Consider the following 16,039-nt stretch of genomic DNA (forward strand, 5'->3'; position numbering starts at 1 on the left):
CGGACGGTGAAGCCGGTACGACGGCTGCCGGTTGGCCGCTAGGCGGGTACGACGGCTGCCGGTAGGCCGCCAGGACGGCCGGCGGTAGACCGGTGGACCGGTAGGACGAAGGGCCGCCCCACGCGGGGCGGCCCTTCGTGCCGTCGGCGCCGGCCCGCCCCGCGCTACGCCCGCCCCGCACCCGCCTCCACCGGGCGGGTACGGAGCAGCGCACGGGTGGGCAGCGCGGTGGCCGCCAAGGCGAGGGCGACCGTGCCCGCCGCCAGCGGCAGGGCGGTGCCGACCGGGACGTACGGCGCCGCTCCGGTCAGGCCGCGGGCGACCGGGACGAGGGTGATCCAGGCGATCGCGCCGCCCACCAGCAGCCCGGTCGCGGCCACCAGCAGGGCTTCCCAGCGCATCATGCCGCGCACCTGGCGGCGGGTCGCCCCCGCGAGCCGCAGCAGGCCGACCTCCCGGCGGCGGTCCAGCGCGGTCATCACCAAGGTGTTGGCCGCGGCGACGGCTGCGAAGCCGCCGAGCACGCCGGCCATCACGGTGTTCGCCCAGGAGTTGAGTTCAAGGTCCCGGTCGGCCTGGGCGGTGTAGCCGGCCGAGTCGGTGACGGTCACCATGGGTGAGCCGAGCCTCGTCACAGCGGCGGCGGCCACCGCCGCCCGGTCGGCTCCGGGGGTATCGGCGACCAGCACCTCGGTGTCGAAGCCACCCGTCACATGTCCGGTGAGGGCAGCCCGTGGCAGCAGCAACTGCCCCAGACCCAGGCCGCGTTCGTAGGTGGCGACCACCGTCGGGCGGACCTCGGTGCCGTCGCCGAGCCACAGCGGGGCACGGTCGCCGACCTTGACACCGAGTGTGTCGGCCAGGCTCGCGTCGATCGCCACGGTGTCGGCGGATCCGCCGAGTGCGGCGAGCGACCCGTCCTTCACGCCAAGGTCGAGCACCCGGGGGAGCCTGGCCGGGTCGCCGGATATGCCGAGCGCGGTCGCTGAGGCGAGCACGTCGCCGGAGCGGTAGACGGCGCCGCTGTGCAGGACGCCGATGCTCGCGTCCACGCCCGGCAGTCGGGCGATCTGCCCGGCGGTGTCGACGGGCAGGCCCGGGCCCTTCGAGCCGATCACCTGATCGGCGACCACGCCGGTGCGTATCTGCGCGGCCGAGACGTGCCGGATGGTGCTCTGCAGGAAGAGCAGTGTCCCGCAGAAGGCGGTGACCATCACGATCGGGGTGATCGCGGAGGCCAGCCGTCGGGCGTTGGCACGGGTGTTGTCGGCGGCCAGCGATCCGGCGGCGCCCCCGCCGGCCCGCAGCGGCGTGCCGAGCAGGCCGGTGGCGAACCTGGCCAGCAGCGGACCGAGCAGTGCGACGGCGAGCAGGAAGCTCATCACCACGCCGAGTGCGACGTTGGCCGCGTTCTCCCCGGTCAGGTTGGCGGCGATGGCAGCCATCGCCACTCCGCCGGCCACTGCGAGCAGTCCGATGACGGTGCGTACCGTGCCGGGACGGGCCCGCTCCACGGCTGCCTCGCCGAGCGCCTGACTCGGGCGCAGCTTGGCGGGCCGACGGGAGGCGAGGTGTCCGGAGGCCAGCGCCGCCAGCAGGCTGGCGCCCACCGCGACCGCGATCGGCACCACGCCGGTGCTCAGTGCCACACCCGCCGGGACGGCGCCGCGCGAGACCAGCGCGTCGAACCACCAGCGGGCCAGCGCCAGACCCGGCAGGACACCGGCCGCGCCTGCCATCGGGGCGAGGAGCGCCGCCTCGGTGGCGATGGTCCGGCGGATCTGGCGTGGTGTGGCGCCGATCGCGCGCAGCAGGGCGAACTCCCGGGCGCGCTGGCCGGTGGCCAGGGCGACGGTACCCATCACCACGAAGACGGCGGTCATCGCGGCGATGCCGCCGAAGGAACCGCCGAGGCCCAGCAGGACCTGTTTGCCCTGGGCCAGCCCGGGCTGCTCGGCCGCGCCGCGCGCATCGCCGGTCAGAACCTCGCCGCCGGTGCCGACGGTCTGCCCGACCTGCTGCGCGAGCGTCTTCGTGCTGACGCCCTCGCGCGGCAGCACGGCGATGGCGTCGACCCGCCCCGGGTGGCCGGAGAGCTGCTCGGCTGCGCCGTCCGCGAACCAGGCGCTCGCGTGGTCGGCCTGCGAGGCCGTCAGGCCGGAGATCCGGTAACTGCCTCTCCCACCGGGTGCGGTGAGAGTGACGCTGCTGCCCACGGCCAGCCCGGCGGCCTGCGCGGTGGAGGTGTCGAGGAGGACCTCTCCGTCCCCCGGGGCACGGCCCTGGGCGAGCGGAGCGCCCTGCGGGCCGGCGACCGTGAGGGCGCTGAAGTTGCGGCCGGTCAGCGGCGGCAGCGTGCTGCCGGGCCCGGACTGCACGGGGAAGGCCGAGTCGGGCAGTGCGACGGCGACCCCGGGCTGGGCGGCGATCCTCGCGACCAGCCCGGCGTCCACCCGGGCCCGCTCGGGCAGCGCCGCCGCTGCCGTCCGGGTTTCGTTGCCGCTGTGCACGGTGATCCGGGCCTCCGGCGTGGCGGCGACGATCACGGGTGCGTGGGCGTAGCGGACCGGTGTGACGTGCGCGGTCAGGCCGGTCTGCATCAGGGTGCCGCAGGCCATGATGATCGCGGCGCCGAAGAACAGTGCGACGAAGCTGCCGACGAAGGAGGACGGGCGGAACCGGACGGAGGCGCGTGCGAGACCGTTCGTCATGCGGCTGCCCCCGCGTACCCGTACCGGGCGCCGACGGCGGCGGTCAGGGTGAGCATCCGGTCGGCGACGGCCTTCGGGTCGGGCCGGACCAGCTCGTCGGCCAGCTCGCCGTCGGCCAGGAAGAGCACTCGGTCCGCGTGCGAGGCGGCCACCGGATCGTGGGTCACCATGACGACGGTGGCGCCCATCGAGTCCACCGCCTGGCGCAGCAGCCCGAGCACCTCGTGTGCGGTGCGGGTGTCCAGTGCGCCGGTCGGCTCGTCCGCGAAGACCACCTCGGGGCTGGTGATCAGCGCGCGGGCGATCGCGACCCGCTGCTGCTGACCGCCGGAGAGCTGGCCGGGACGGCGGCGGCCGTGCTCGGCCAGGCCGACCTGGGCCAGCAGCTCCTTGGCCCGCCGTCGGTCCTGGCGCTCACCGGCCAGCCGCTGCGGCAACAGCACGTTCTGCTGCACGGAGAGCGAGGGCAGCAGGTTGAACGACTGGAAGACGAAGCCGATCCGGCTACGGCGCAGCCGGGTCAGCCGGTTCTCGTTGAGCCGGGTGATCTCCGCGCCGCCCAGCAGCACCTCACCGGAGGTGGGTCTGTCCAGCCCGGCCGCACACTGCAGGAAGGTGCTCTTCCCGGAGCCGGACGGCCCCATCACCGCGGTGAAGCTCCCGTGCGGCAGGACCAGGTCGATACCGCGCAGTGCATGGACCGTCGAGTCCCCCCGGCCGTAACTGCGCCGGACCGCGCGCAGCTCGACCGCCGGGTGCGCGCTCTGCTGACGATCGGTGCGGGGGCGTTGCTGCCGCAGTGCCATGGGGGCCCTTCCTCCGGTGCTGTGATGACGTGTTCCACGCTAGAAAAGGAGCAACCCGGTGAACATGGTGGTCGCAGGCGTCCCGAGGTGGGGTTTACCCCCGGGTACCAGCCCCCGGTGCCGCCCTCCGGCCTTCCTGCCGCCGGCCGCCGGGGAGGGGACGGGGACGGCCGACCGGACCGGTGGCCTGCTGATTCGGCCTCGTGGCGTCGCTCCGTCGGCGTAGCCTTCGTGCATGGCAGAGAGCAAGGTCCCCAAGGCCAAGCCGGCGGTGAAGCCGAGGAAGCCGGAGTCGCACCTCGCGATGGTGCGGCGGGCACGGAAGATCAACCGCGAGTTGGCGGAGTTGTACCCGTACGCGCATCCGGAGTTGGACTTCGAGTCGCCGTTCGAGTTGCTGGTGGCGACGGTGCTGTCGGCGCAGACGACGGACCTGCGGGTGAACCAGACGACGCCGGCGCTGTTCGCGAAGTACCCGACACCCGGGGACTTGGCGGCGGCGGTGCCGGAGGAGCTTGAGGAGATCATCCGGCCGACGGGTTTCTTCCGGGCGAAGGCCCGCTCGCTGATCGGGCTGTCGATCGCGCTGCGGGACGAGTTCGGCGGCGAGGTGCCCGGCCGGCTGGCGGACCTGGTCACCCTGCCCGGGGTCGGCCGCAAGACGGCGAACGTCGTGCTCGGCAACGTCTTCGGGGTGCCGGGGATCACCGTGGACACCCACTTCGGGCGGCTGGCCCGCCGGTTCGGCTGGACGGCCGAGGAGGATCCGGAGAAGGTCGAGGCGGTCGTGGCCGAGATCTTCCCCAAGTCCGAGTGGACCATGCTCTCGCACCGCGTGGTCTTCCACGGCCGCCGGATCTGCCACTCCCGTAAGCCGGCCTGCGGGGCCTGCCCGATCGCCCCGCTCTGCCCCTCGTACGGAGAAGGCGAAACGGACCCGGTGAAGGCCCGCCAGCTGCTGAAGTACGAGATGGGCGGGCAGCCCGGCCAGCGGCTCAAGCCGCCGGCCGACTACCCGGGCCTGCCGGCGAGCGCCGGGCCCGCGGGTCGAGCGGGCCGAGCGGGCTGAACGAGGGTGGGGGAGCAACACGTGACGGACGGGGCAGGTATGACGGGCGTGACGGACAGGATGGGCACGGCGGGCGTGGCTGATGCGGCGGATGTGACGGACGGGGCCGCCCCGGCGGGGGCGGTCGAGCGGGACGGCCTGCCGGAGTGGCTGCTGCCGGTCCGGTCGGCGGCGGAGAGCGTACGGCCCGAGCAGCTCAGCCGGTACCTGCCGCCCGCCGAGGGCGGCCGGCCGTCGGCCGTGCTGATGCTCTTCGGGGACGGGCCGGACGGGCCCGACCTGCTGCTGATCGAGCGGGCGCGTTCGCTGCGGTCGCACGCGGGGCAGCCTTCGTTCCCCGGCGGGGCGCTGGACCCGGAGGACGGTGATCCGGAGGGCAGTGGGCCGGTGGTCGCCGCGCTGCGCGAGGCCGAGGAGGAGACCGGGCTGGACCCGTCGGGGGTGCAGGTCTTCGCCGTCCTCCCCGCGCTCTACATCCCGGTCAGCGGGTTCGTGGTCACACCGGTGCTGGGCTGGTGGCGTCGGGAGACGCCGGTCGCGCCGGTCGACCTGGGGGAGACGGGTGCGGTCTTCCGGGTCCCGCTCGCCGACCTGACCGACCCGGCCAACCGCGCCCGGCTGCGGCACCCCTCGGGCTTCGTCGGCCCGGCGTTCGAGGTCGCCGACCGCCTGGTCTGGGGCTTCACCGCCGGGGTGATCGACCGGATGCTGCACTTCAGCGGGCTGGAACGGCCGTGGGACACCGACCGCACCATCAGCCTCTCGGAGGACGCCCTCGGCCTCTCGTACCGGGGAACCCCGAGTCCGCAGGCGTGAACGATGCCGACGGCGGCGCGGTCCGCAACTGCAGGCCCGCTCCGCCGACCCGGACGGCTGTGACGCGTGCGACGGTCGTGGCGGACGGGCCCGCTGCCCTCCCCGGGCGCGCACGTGGGAGGGTATCGGGGTGAATGTCCTGGATCTGCTGCTGATCGCCGCTGCGGTGGGCTTTGCCGTGTCCGGTTACCGGCAGGGTTTCGTGGTGGGCGTGCTCTCCGTGCTGGGGTTTCTGGGCGGTGGGCTGATCGCCGTCCAACTGCTGCCGCTGCTGCTGCGCCACCTCAGCCCGGGGACCACGGCCTCCGTCGTGGCGGTCGTGGTGGTGATCGTCTTCGCGGCGGTCGGCCAGGCCGTCACCACACACTTCGGCTGGAAGCTGCGCGGACACATCGGCCGCCGACGGGCCAGGACGGTCGACGCGGTCGGCGGCTCGGTGGTCAACGTGATCTCCATGCTGCTGGTCGCCTGGCTGATCGGCTCCGCGCTGGCCGGCACCTCGCTGCCGACCATCTCGAAGCAGGTCCGCACCTCGAAGGTCCTCAGCACCGTCCAGGGCGCACTGCCCGGCGACGCGCCCAACTGGTTCTCCGACTTCACCAAGGTGCTCGCCAGGAACGGGTTCCCGCAGGTCTTCAACCCCTTCGAGCACGAGCCGATCACCGAGGTCGAGGCACCGGACCCGGCGCTGGCCGGCAGCCCGGCGGTGGCCCGGGCCCGGCAGAGCCTGGTCAAGGTGGTCGGCACCGCCACCAGCTGCGGCAAGACGCTGGAGGGCAGCGGCTTCGTCTTCGCCCCGCACCGGGTGATGACCAACGCCCACGTGGTCGGGGGTGTCGACGAGCCCACCGTCCAGATCGGCGGCACCGGCCAGCTCTACGACGCGACGGTGGTCCGCTACGACTGGCAGCGCGACATCGCCATCCTGGACGTCCCGAAGCTGAACGCCCCGGTGCTGGCCTTCGCCGGTGACGCCAGGACCAACGACAGCGCGATCGTCGCGGGCTTCCCGGAGAACGGCGCCTTCAACGTCCAGCCCGCCCGCATCCGCGGCCGCATCCAGGCCAACGGACCGGACATCTACCACCGTGGCCAGGTCGTCCGCGACGTCTACTCCGTCCGCTCGCTGGTCCGCCAGGGCAACAGCGGCGGCCCGCTGCTCAGCCCGGACGGGCAGGTGTACGGGGTGGTCTTCGCGAAGTCCCTGGACAGCTCGGACACCGGCTACGTGCTGACGGCCGCCGAGGTGCGGGACGACGCCGCCCAGGGCGCCACGGCGACCACCAGGGTGGACACCGAGGGCTGCGCGCTCTGACGCTCTGTCCGGTCCTGCTCCGTCTGGTGTTGTCCCGTCCGGTGCTGCCCCGCCGGTCCCGCGCGCTCCGGCACTGCCCCGTCCGGCACTGCCTCGTGCGGGACCGCGCCGGCCGTTCCTGCCGCGTCCGTGCCGCCGCGCCGGGTCCGTCCACGGACGCGCGATCCGGCGATGTGTCAGTTTCTCCTGATAGCGTCGGCCGCGCTCACCCGTTCGGCTCAACCGAGCAGTACCGGAACGGGTCCGACGGGAGGTCAGGAACGCCATGATGGGTCACTCGCACGCGGTCAGTGGCGCGATGCTCTACGCGGTCTCCGCGCCGTTTCTGCCGCCGCTGCTGCTCGGCACCCATCTGCGACCGGCCGACATCCTGATGGGCACCCTGCTGTGCGCGGGCGCGGCCCTGCTGCCGGACCTGGACCACCACGACGGCACCATCGCCAACTTCCTCGGCCCGGTCTCCAAGATGCTCTGCCGCTTCGTTGCCTGGGCCTCCGGCGGGCACCGGCACGCGACCCATTCGCTGCTCTTCGTCGCGCTGATGGGCGGCGGCACCTGGGCGGGCGTGACCTACCTCGGGCGCGGCTTCACCCTCGGGATGACCTTCTTCCTGCTGGCGATGGGGCTCAAGGCACTCAACGCGCACGTGCCCGGGCACGGCCACCACACCTGGATCACGGTGATGGGTCTCGCCGCGCTGGGCACCGTTGTCCTCGACCAGTTCCTGACGGACGCCCCCGGCTGGCTGCCGTACGCGGTCGCCCTCGGAACCCTTGCGCACCTGATGGGCGACTGCCTTACCAAGATGGGCGCGCCGCTGCTCTGGCCGCACAAGAACCGCTACGAGATCGTCCTGATCAAGCGCACCGGCAACAAGGTGGAGACCAATGTGCTGGTCCCGATCATGAGCTTCGTGACCTTCGCCATGCTGGGGTTCAGCTTCCTGGCGCCGGCCGGGCTGGTCAACTGACCGACTCGCGGCGCTCGGTCCAGGTGCTCGGCCTCGGCGCCTTGCGCTCGGTTTCTGGCTCCTGGTTCCGGCACTCGGCCCGGTCCCCTGTATCGACAGGGGGCCGGGCTTTGCTCTGTCGGCTCAGAGTTCGCGCCGGAGTCGTGCGCCCACCCACCGGGCACCAACCCAGCGAGCGCGGCGCCCGAGGATCCGTGGGAGGCCCATCCGATGCGTTCCGGCCCGCCGTGGGCGCTCCACGGTGTCGTACGTCCGGTCGTGCGTCCGGTCGTGCGCCTGACCGGGGCGCACGTCTGCCTGCTGGTCGGGCTCGGTCGGCTGGGTGAATTGCTGCGCGGGTTGTCGCGTGCTGCTGCGGCGGCTTCGGCGCGGGGCGGCATCGCGGTCGGGCATCCAGGTCATACCGGATGGATGCCCCTGGGCGAAGGGGACCAATCGTCCCCGGATGGCCCAATTGGTCTATGCGTTTGTCATATGAACATGTGTCAATTGGGTGCTCTTGCGACTCGGTGTCGCTGCGCTGCCGCCGGGCTGCCGCTGTAGCCGCCGGGCTGCCGCTGTAGCCGCCGGGCTCGGGTCAGCCCTTGTGCTCCTCCACCCAGTTGACCAGCTCGGAGGAGAACTGATCGGGAGCCTCCTCATGCGGAAAGTGCCCGATCCCCGGGAGCAGCCGCCACCGGTAGGGTGCCTCGACGTATTCACCCGCACCCAACGCGGTGTGCGCGAGCAGCACCGGGTCGGCGGCGCCCTGGATGTGCAACGTGGGCGCGGTGATCGGCTTCTTCATCCGCCGGACGAACTGGAGCCCGTCCGGACGGGCCAACGAGCGCAGCAACCAGCGGTACGGCTCGATCGAGCAGTGCGCGGTGCTGGGGATCTGGATGGCCTGCCGGTACGCAGCGACTGCTTCGGCGTCGAGCTGGTTCGGCCCGGCCCATTCGGCCAGGTACTCGGCGACTGCGGCTGCGTCGTCCGCGACCAAGCGGCGCTCCGGTATCCACGGACGCTGGAAGCCCAGGACGTGGTCGAAGGCGGCGATCTGGCGACGGTCCGTCAGCAGTGCACGGCGCAGCTGGCGGGGGTGCGCGGCGGAGACCACGGTCAGGCTCTGGATCACCGAGGGGCGCATCACGGCCGCCACCCAGGCCAGCGAACCCCCGGTGGCGTGTCCGACCAGGTGCGCCCGCCGCTCGCCGAGCGAGCGGATCACACCGGTGATGTCCAGTGCCAGATTGCCCGGGTCGTAACCGCGCGGGGTCCGGTCGCTGCCGCCCATCCCCCGCAGGTCGAGTGCGACGGCCCGGAAGCCCGCCTCGGCGAGCGCGGTCAGCTGGTGCCGCCAGGCCCACCAGTACTCGGGCCAGCCGTGCACCAACAGGACGAGCGGCCCCTCACCCATCTCGGCGATGTGAAAGCGCGCGCCGTTGGCCGCCAGATCGCGGTGGGTCCACGGACCGGCCGAGCGGACTGTCCAGGCCGCGTCGGCGCCTTCCGCGCCATCGGGAGCTACGGTCATCCGTGCCGCACCGGCAGCTCGTGCGGTCACGCCGGTCCGGGCACTCCTCGCAGGCTGCTCGCTCCGCCTGGATTCTTCGGTCTGCGTGGTCTGCGTGGTCTGCGTGTTCTGCTCGGGGTGTTCGGCCGGTGCCGCGAGCGCGGTCTCGGCGGGCCGCGGGGGTGCGGCCGGGGTGGGCACGGGCTTCTGGTCCAACGGCATACCGAGAGCCTGCCACACCCCGAGCCTGGAAGACGCCCCCCGGCGCTCGCCTGGCCCGTTCACGCCCCTTGTAGGGCCTGCCCGCGGACGGGCCGGATGGGCGCGGTCCGGGCCGCCGTGCGGCCCGTCGGGGCCGCGCGGCGGCGGTCCTGTCGAGGTGCAGTTGGCGAAGGAGCCAGCCCTGTCGATAGGGGCTGATGGGGTGCTGAGGGGATGTGGTCCGTTGAGCGCGGCCCGGCTACGGACGACGACCCAAGGCCCGGTCGATCTCCTCCTGCGTTGCGGGACGCGGGCGGGCGTTCTTCAGTACGTCCGCCGTCGCCTGGGCGCCCTCGATGGTGCGGTGCGGCTTCTCGATCTTCTTGAACGAGCGCAGTGCCAGCAAGCCGAGCAGGGCAGCCAGCAGCAGGTAGGCACCTGCCACGATCAGGAACGACCAGCCGAGCGTCAGCCCCAGGGCCTGGAGGCCGTACGCGGCAGCGAAGCTCAGCATCGGGACGGAGGCCAGGGCGACGACGCCGGCCACGGCGAGCGAGACGCCGCCGGAGACACCGCGCTTGACGTCCTGTCGGATCTCGGCCTTCGCGAGCGCGATCTCGTCGTGGACCAGAGCGGAGAGGTCGGCGGTCGCCGCGGCGAACAGCTGCCCCACCGAACGCTCGCCCTCGTAGGGCGCCCGGCCGTTGCTGGACGGGTCTGCGGCTCCTGCGGGCATCAGCGGTTCTCCTTCGCGCGGTTCCTGGTCGGTCGACAGCTCAGAATCATGCCTCTACCGGACAGCCGGACACCACTCCGGGGCACCCCGAGGTGGCGGCGTGTCACCCGGCCTGCTGCTGATGGAGGTCGGGGCCCTGGCGCGTGGAGGGGGTGGCTGGGCCAAGGTCCGCGCCTTGGTCCTCTTCCTCGAAGAGCAGCCGGTAGTGCCGGTTGCGGCCCTTGAGGAGCATGGTTGCGACGACGGCACAGAGCAGCGAACCCACCAGGACTGCTGCCTTGGCGCGGCCGGCCAGCGTCGGGCTGTCGGGGAAGGCCAGTTCGCTGATCAGCAGTGAGACCGTGAATCCGATGCCGGCGAGGGTGGAGACGGCGAACAGGTCGGCCCATTTGAGCTGCGGATTGAGTTCGGCCCGGGTGAAGCGGGCCGCCAGCCAGGAGCCGCCGAAGATGCCGATGCTCTTCCCGGCGAGCAGGCCGAGCAGGATGCCGAGCGGGGCCGCCTGCGTGAAGACCTCTGCCAGTGCGGGCCCCGAGATCGTCACCCCGGCGGCGAACAGGGCGAAGACCGGCACGGCGAACCCGGCCGAGATTGGTCGGACGAGGTGCTCGATGTGTTCACCGGGCGAGTGCTCCTCGTCACCGACCCGGTGACAGCGCAGCAGCAGGCCCATCGCCACACCGGCCACCGTGGCGTGTACACCGCTCTCGTGCATGAGGGCCCAGATCACGAACGCCAGCGGTACATAGAGGTACCAGCCCCGCACGCCGCGCCGGTGCAGGAACCAGAACAGCACCAGGCCCGCGAAGGAGAGTCCGAGCGCCCAGAGCTTGATGCCCGAGCTGTAGAAGACGGCGATGATCAGGATGGCGATCAGATCGTCGACGACGGCGAGGGTGAGGAGGAACGCCCGCAGTGCGGAGGGCAGGTGACTGCCCACTACAGCGAGCACGCCGAGCGCGAAGGCGATGTCGGTGGCTGTGGGGATGGCCCAGCCGCCCGGATGGCCGCCTGCGCCGCTGTTGACCACGGCGTACACGATGGCGGGGAGGGCCACCCCGGACACGGCTGCGACCACGGGCAGCAGTGCGGCGCTCGGAGTGCGGAGCTCACCTGCCACGAACTCGCGTTTGAGTTCGATCCCGGCCACGAAGAAGAAGATCGTCAGGAGCCCGTCGTTCGCCCAGGCCTCCAGGCTCAGGTCGAGGTGCAGGGGCGTGGAGGGTCCGATCGTCCAGTTGAGGACGGTCTCGTATGCGTGCGGCCAGACGTTCGCCCAGATGAGTGCCACCACAGCTGCGATCAGTAGCAGGATGCCGCCAATGGTCTCGGTGCGGAGTGCGTCCAAGATGTAGGTGCGCTCGGGCAGCGAGAGCCGTCCGAGGAACTGGCGGCGTTCAGTGGGCGGCGGGGTGGCCACAGCGGGGGACCTCCAGAGCGGGGAACGGCATGCGGATACACCAGTGGTGTAGTGCCGACCAGACTTCCCGGCGCGCCTCAGAGTCCTTGTTGTGTTTTTGACAGTCTACGGGGCACTTCGGTGCGATATCCGGTTTGTCGCATTTTATGCTGTATATGCGATTCTGTCGGACCTGGCTCTGCCGGCAGCGGAGGATGGGGAGCAAGGGCGGGGCGGGTGGTGAGGCGAGTGGCGGGGCAGTCGGTCGGTGATGGGGATAGCTGTGGGGTGCAGGCAGGGAAACCTCTCGTCAGGCGCCGAGGTGGCGCAGTACTGCGAGGACTCGACGGTGGTCGCTGGAGGAAACCGGCAGCTCCAGTTTGAGGAAGATGTTCGCGACATGCTTCTCGACCGCTCGCTCCGTCACCACCAATGTCGCGGCGATGGCGGAGTTCGAACGACCCTCCGCCATGAGTCCCAGGACCTCGCGCTCGCGCCGACTGAGCTCGGCCACCGTCGTGCGGCTCGGACTCGCGCCGACCAGTTGGGTCACGACCTCTGGATCCAGAGCGGTACCGCCGGCCGCGACTCGTTCCAGGGCGTCCACGAAGTCGCGGGTGTCGAGCACACGCTCCTTGAGCAGGTAGCCGACCCCCGCCGAACCACCTGCGAGCAGCCTGCTGGCGTACTGGGTCTCCACGTACTGGGAGAAGATCAGTACCGCGAGCCCCGGCCGCTCGGCTCGCAGCTCGATCACGGCACGCAGCCCTTCGTCGGTATGGGTGGGCGGCATCCGGATGTCCGAGACCACGATGTCGGGCAGATGCGTTGCCACGGCGGTCTTGAGCTGCTCCGCGTCTGGTACCGCCGCCACCACCTGGTGGCCCTCGTCCTCCAGAAGCTGGACCAGCCCGGCCCTGAGAATCGCCGTGTCCTCCGCTACCACCACCCGCATCGGGTGCCTCCTGTTGGATCGTCATATGTGGATCCGCTGTCTGCCTGGGTGTCATGCGGCCGGCACTGCACAGTGGATCGGCTCCTCCGTGCCCGAATGCCCCTGTATTCCAACGCCCCGAGTGCCCCTGGCGCTGTGGATGCCCGGAGGATCAGCTTGCCAGTTCTCGAGGTCCGACCGTTGAGTCTTACGATCTTCGGATTCTCAGGTCTTCAGGCGATTGCTCGGGCGGCCACGCGTCGTGCAGCCACCTCTTGTGCGGCTCCACCCTGCCGGGCAGGTCGATGACGACGGCGGTCGGGCCGCCCGGCGGGCTGTCAACGGTGAGGGCTCCGTCTGCCGCGCGGACCCGTTCCAGCAGCCCGCGCAGGCCGCTGCCGGCACCATCGACCCTGGCTCCGCCGTCGCCGTCGTCGGCCACCATCAGCCTCAGGCCGGACCCGAAGTCGAGGACCGTGACGGCGATCTGGCTCGCCCCGCTGTGTTTGCCGGCGTTGGCGAGCAGCTCCGCAGCGGCGAAGTAGAGCATTGTCTCGACTGCCGCGGGCGGTCGTTGATCCAGGTCGACGTGGACCGTCACCGGAATGACCGAGCGGGCGGCCAGTGTGGTGAGCGCGGGTGCGAGCCCGGCATCGAGAGCCGGCGGGTGGATGCCGCGCACCAGTTCGCGCAACTCCTGGATGATCTCCTTGGTCTCCTGTCGGGACTCCTGGAGCAGCACTTGAGCTTTGCTGGTGTCGCCTTTGGCCAGGCGGCTCTCGGCTCGCCCGAGCCGCATTCCGAGAGCGACCAGACGAGCCTGTGCGCCGTCGTGCAGGTCCCGTTCGATCCGGCGCAGTGTCGCGGCCGCTTCGTTGATCACATGCTCTCGGGTCTCGACGAGCTGAGTCAGTCGCAGGGATGTCCGTGATGGTCCGAGCAGCCAGGGAAGTAGGACGCGATCGAGTGCGATCGGTACCCGAGCCACCCACGGCGCGGCCAGTAGCAGGAGCACTCCCACCCCGCTCAGCGCCAGGGCCCTGGGCCACGTGTCGAGGTAGTAGCCGTTGAGTTGGAGCCCGAAGGTGTGCTGGACACCGTGGGTGTCCACCTCGTGCGAAGGCCCCAGCTTCCACAGAACCGGGTAGAACGCGAACAGCACGCTGTACCCCCACCAGGCGAACCCGAAGACGAACTCCAGCAGACCGAGCGGAGCGCGGAGCGCCAGGTAACCGACAGTGCGCCAAGCCGCCGAATCACCCAGGTGGTAACCCATGAAGCCGGAGAGGCCGGGCGAACGCGGGGGACGGGCCGGTGTTGTGATGTCCAAACCCAGCAGCGTGCGGGACAGTCGGCGATGCAGACCTCCGAAGGCCCGGTCCAGCCCGAGGGTGAGCGCGAGCAACGGCATGATCAACAAGCCCGCCGAAAGCAGCCCGAGCACCATCGTCAGCACCACCGAGGCCAGCCCGAGCACAGCCAGCGGCAAGCTCAAGAACGAGTACAGCAGCTCACGCCAGGCCCGCGCCGTGAGTGGTTCCCGCAACACCTGCCCGATGGTCATGAGGCCCAGTCTCCCGCATGGTCCTGTCGCACATCCCGGTGCTTGAGTGACCAACGGGCGGCGGCGAAGAGCACGACGGCGTAGGTGAACAGGATGGTGAACAGGATCAGGAAGCCTGTCGTCGGGGAGTAGAGGTGGTCGGCGTTCTGTCCGCTGCCCATCATCACCGAGGCATTGGCAGGAAGGGCCTGCGTCACGTGCTCGGTGACGCTCCCTGGGATCACCTCTAGTACACCCGGTAGGACGAACTGGAACCCCAGGATCTGGCCGGCTGAGGTTGCGGGCCTCGATGGTGGGAAGGGCGGGGCTGGGAGAGGGGAATCCCTGGGCCGGCCAGACGCCGTCGGCGGTGGGGCGAGGTGTGCCCGGTGTCGTATTCGTCATGCCCCAACCCTGCCGCCGGAGGGCGGTACCGGACGAGGGCGCTGGCACCCGTCTTCGAGGGTGAGGCCAGCACGAGCCCAATGCGGGCAGTGCAATGCGCGGCGCGGCAAAGCGGAAGCAACGGTCGGGCAGGACAAGCCGGGAGCGAGCCGTGTGCTTACAGGGGCGGGCGGAGGCCACGACCGGGTGGTTCGGCCGGTGTCCGTTGTGCGCGGGGCGTGCGCTGCCCCGGACGGGTTCGGTCGGATGCGGGTGAGGTCCGCCCGACTTATCGTCGGTGGCACACGTCGCCTTCTCCCGGCGGCGCGTTCCCGATGCGGAGGCATCTCATGCCAAGTCAGCAACCAACCCGTATAAACCCGGGAGGCGTGGGTGCCCAGAGCACCCCTCCTTCGTTACCCGAACCCTTCCCGACGATCTCCCCGGAGCTGGCGCGGCTGCTGCGGCCGCTGTTCAGCAATGCTTCGCCTACCAGCGGAGTGGCCGTAGCGGTGATCAGGGGCGCCGAGCGGACGGTGGCCTGCCGCGGCTACCTGGACCGCTCGGGCAAGCGTCCGGTCCGTGCGGACACCCGGTTCGAACTCGGATCCGTCACCAAGACCTTCACCGCCCTGCTGCTGGCCGAGATGGTGGCCCGCGGCGAGGTCCGTTACGACGATCCGATCGACCGCTACCTGCCGGCCGGCGCCGTCCCCGGGTACCCGCACGACCGGCCGATCACCTTGCTGCACTTGGCGACCCACACCTCGGGCCTTCCCCGGTTGCCGGTCGGTCTGGTCCCGACGTCGGTTCCGCGGTGGTTCACGAACCCGTACGCGACCTTCAGCGCCGCCCATCTGCTGCGGGCCCTGCCTCGGACCCCGGTCCGAGGGATGCCGGGCGCACAGGTGCGCTATTCGAGTCTGGGTTGCGGCTTGCTCGGACTGGTCCTGGAGAACGCGGCCGGTCTGCGGTACGAGGAACTCCTTGCCAGCCGGGTCTGCGACCCGCTCGGACTGGTGGACACGTCCTGCGGGCCCGGCCGGGAATCCGTCACCGGCTACCGGCGCGGACGCCGGGTCCCGTCGTTCCGTCTCCCCGCGCTGCCGGGAGCAGCTGCTCTCCGCTCGACAGCGGATGACATGCTCCGCTTCCTCCAGGCTCACCTGGCCGTTGACGCCGTACCCATTCCCGAGCGGACCGGCGCGGCCGTCACACTGCGCGCCGCGCTACGGGACGTCGGCAAGCCACGGGTGGAACACCGGCGGACCGGCGCCAGGATCTGTCTGATCTGGAACCAGCGCCTTTCGGCGGAAGGCGACCTGGTCTTCCAGTCGGGATCGACCCGCAGCTTCTCGGCTTTCGCCGGGTTCAATCCGTCGGCTCAGGTCGGCCTGGTGGCGATGGCGAGCACTTTGCCCGGCCTGCGCAGACGCTTCACCCAGACGGCCTACGAGATGCTGCGGCGCCTCTCGGGCTGACTCTTCCCCAGCTCTCGGCGGACTTCCCGAAGCTCCTCAGACCCCGCGCACCGTCCACCGTCCGATGGTCCGATCGGCTGATGGCCTGCGGTGCCTCCGCTTCGGCGTGATTACCGGGGCACGCCGTCCCGCCCCCGTGCAGCACATCGGCATGGGGGCGGGACGGCTTCGGTGCGGGG

At 71.2% G+C, this 16,039-nt stretch carries 13 protein-coding genes; 5 read left to right on the forward strand and 8 right to left on the reverse strand.

Translation table 11 applies throughout. The annotated features are described in order from the left end of the window. Positions 1-164 precede the first annotated feature (164 nt). Both ABD330_RS09605 and ABD330_RS09610 read right to left on the reverse strand, forming a co-directional pair. Complete coding sequence (locus tag ABD330_RS09605) at positions 165-2,711, reverse strand: FtsX-like permease family protein (RefSeq protein ID WP_344462934.1); 2,547 nt, start codon at positions 2,709-2,711, stop codon at positions 165-167. Further along, on the reverse strand, positions 2,708-3,517 hold the full coding sequence (locus ABD330_RS09610) for an ABC transporter ATP-binding protein (protein WP_344462936.1): 810 nt from the start codon (positions 3,515-3,517) through the stop codon (positions 2,708-2,710). Before ABD330_RS09610 ends, ABD330_RS09605 begins: the two co-directional genes overlap by 4 nt. A 235-nt stretch (positions 3,518-3,752) precedes the next feature. Here ABD330_RS09610 and nth point away from each other — a divergent pair, with 235 nt between their 5' ends. The 4 genes from nth (at position 3,753) to ABD330_RS09630 (ending at position 7,687) form a co-directional block, all read left to right on the forward strand. Further along, the gene (nth, locus tag ABD330_RS09615; RefSeq protein ID WP_344462938.1) at positions 3,753-4,586 is read left to right on the forward strand and encodes an endonuclease III; all 834 of its coding nucleotides are present in this window, start codon (positions 3,753-3,755) and stop codon (positions 4,584-4,586) included. Positions 4,587-4,646: 60 nt separating this feature from the next. Continuing rightward, positions 4,647-5,402: an NUDIX hydrolase gene (locus ABD330_RS09620; protein WP_344463106.1), complete on the forward strand. Its 756-nt coding sequence runs from the start codon at positions 4,647-4,649 to the stop codon at positions 5,400-5,402. Between the two features lie 130 nt (positions 5,403-5,532). Then, the gene (locus ABD330_RS09625; RefSeq protein ID WP_344462940.1) at positions 5,533-6,717 is read left to right on the forward strand and encodes a MarP family serine protease; all 1,185 of its coding nucleotides are present in this window, start codon (positions 5,533-5,535) and stop codon (positions 6,715-6,717) included. Positions 6,718-6,985: 268 nt separating this feature from the next. Continuing rightward, positions 6,986-7,687 (forward strand): metal-dependent hydrolase, encoded by a 702-nt coding sequence (locus ABD330_RS09630; RefSeq protein WP_344462942.1) that lies wholly within the window; start codon positions 6,986-6,988, stop codon positions 7,685-7,687. Between the two features lie 577 nt (positions 7,688-8,264). Here ABD330_RS09630 and ABD330_RS09635 read toward each other — a convergent pair. The 6 genes from ABD330_RS09635 to ABD330_RS09660 form a co-directional block, all read right to left on the reverse strand. Then, positions 8,265-9,203: an alpha/beta fold hydrolase gene (locus ABD330_RS09635; protein ID WP_344462944.1), complete on the reverse strand. Its 939-nt coding sequence runs from the start codon at positions 9,201-9,203 to the stop codon at positions 8,265-8,267. A 439-nt stretch (positions 9,204-9,642) separates the two neighbouring features. Further along, entirely contained in the window at positions 9,643-10,119 is a 477-nt protein-coding gene (locus ABD330_RS09640) for a phage holin family protein (RefSeq protein ID WP_344462946.1), read from the reverse strand. A gap of 103 nt (positions 10,120-10,222) precedes the next feature. Further along, positions 10,223-11,539 (reverse strand): Na+/H+ antiporter NhaA, encoded by a 1,317-nt coding sequence (nhaA, locus tag ABD330_RS09645; protein WP_344462948.1) that lies wholly within the window; start codon positions 11,537-11,539, stop codon positions 10,223-10,225. Between the two features lie 289 nt (positions 11,540-11,828). After that, entirely contained in the window at positions 11,829-12,473 is a 645-nt protein-coding gene (locus ABD330_RS09650) for a response regulator (RefSeq protein WP_344462950.1), read from the reverse strand. 187 nt (positions 12,474-12,660) lie between these two features. Continuing rightward, entirely contained in the window at positions 12,661-14,016 is a 1,356-nt protein-coding gene (locus tag ABD330_RS09655) for a sensor histidine kinase (RefSeq protein ID WP_344462952.1), read from the reverse strand. Beyond that, positions 14,013-14,213, reverse strand: coding sequence for a hypothetical protein (locus ABD330_RS09660; protein ID WP_344462954.1), 201 nt, complete (start codon positions 14,211-14,213; stop codon positions 14,013-14,015). The genes ABD330_RS09655 and ABD330_RS09660 overlap by 4 nt, the downstream gene beginning before the upstream one ends. A 516-nt stretch (positions 14,214-14,729) precedes the next feature. On the opposite strand from ABD330_RS09660, the gene ABD330_RS09665 reads away from it, so the two are divergent. Then, positions 14,730-15,860 carry a serine hydrolase domain-containing protein gene (locus ABD330_RS09665; protein WP_344462956.1) on the forward strand — a complete coding sequence of 377 codons (1,131 nt, stop codon included), beginning with the start codon at positions 14,730-14,732 and terminating at the stop codon, positions 15,858-15,860. The last annotated feature ends 179 nt before the right edge of the window (positions 15,861-16,039 follow it).

Origin of the sequence: Kitasatospora kazusensis, assembly GCF_039529945.1 — a bacterium.
Taxonomy (GTDB): Bacteria; Actinomycetota; Actinomycetes; order Streptomycetales; family Streptomycetaceae; genus Kitasatospora; species Kitasatospora kazusensis.

Coding starts and splice junctions, on each gene's coding strand:
- ABD330_RS09605 (WP_344462934.1), bottom strand. CDS start 2,711: ATGACGAACGGTCTCGCACGCGCCTCCGTCCGGTTCCGCCCGTCCTCC.
- ABD330_RS09610 (WP_344462936.1), bottom strand. CDS start 3,517: ATGGCACTGCGGCAGCAACGCCCCCGCACCGATCGTCAGCAGAGCGCG.
- nth (WP_344462938.1), top strand. CDS start 3,753: ATGGCAGAGAGCAAGGTCCCCAAGGCCAAGCCGGCGGTGAAGCCGAGG.
- ABD330_RS09620 (WP_344463106.1), top strand. CDS start 4,647: ATGGGCACGGCGGGCGTGGCTGATGCGGCGGATGTGACGGACGGGGCC.
- ABD330_RS09630 (WP_344462942.1), top strand. CDS start 6,986: ATGGGTCACTCGCACGCGGTCAGTGGCGCGATGCTCTACGCGGTCTCC.
- ABD330_RS09635 (WP_344462944.1), bottom strand. CDS start 9,203: ATGACCGTAGCTCCCGATGGCGCGGAAGGCGCCGACGCGGCCTGGACA.
- ABD330_RS09640 (WP_344462946.1), bottom strand. CDS start 10,119: ATGCCCGCAGGAGCCGCAGACCCGTCCAGCAACGGCCGGGCGCCCTAC.
- ABD330_RS09650 (WP_344462950.1), bottom strand. CDS start 12,473: ATGCGGGTGGTGGTAGCGGAGGACACGGCGATTCTCAGGGCCGGGCTG.
- ABD330_RS09655 (WP_344462952.1), bottom strand. CDS start 14,016: ATGACCATCGGGCAGGTGTTGCGGGAACCACTCACGGCGCGGGCCTGG.
- ABD330_RS09665 (WP_344462956.1), top strand. CDS start 14,730: ATGCCAAGTCAGCAACCAACCCGTATAAACCCGGGAGGCGTGGGTGCC.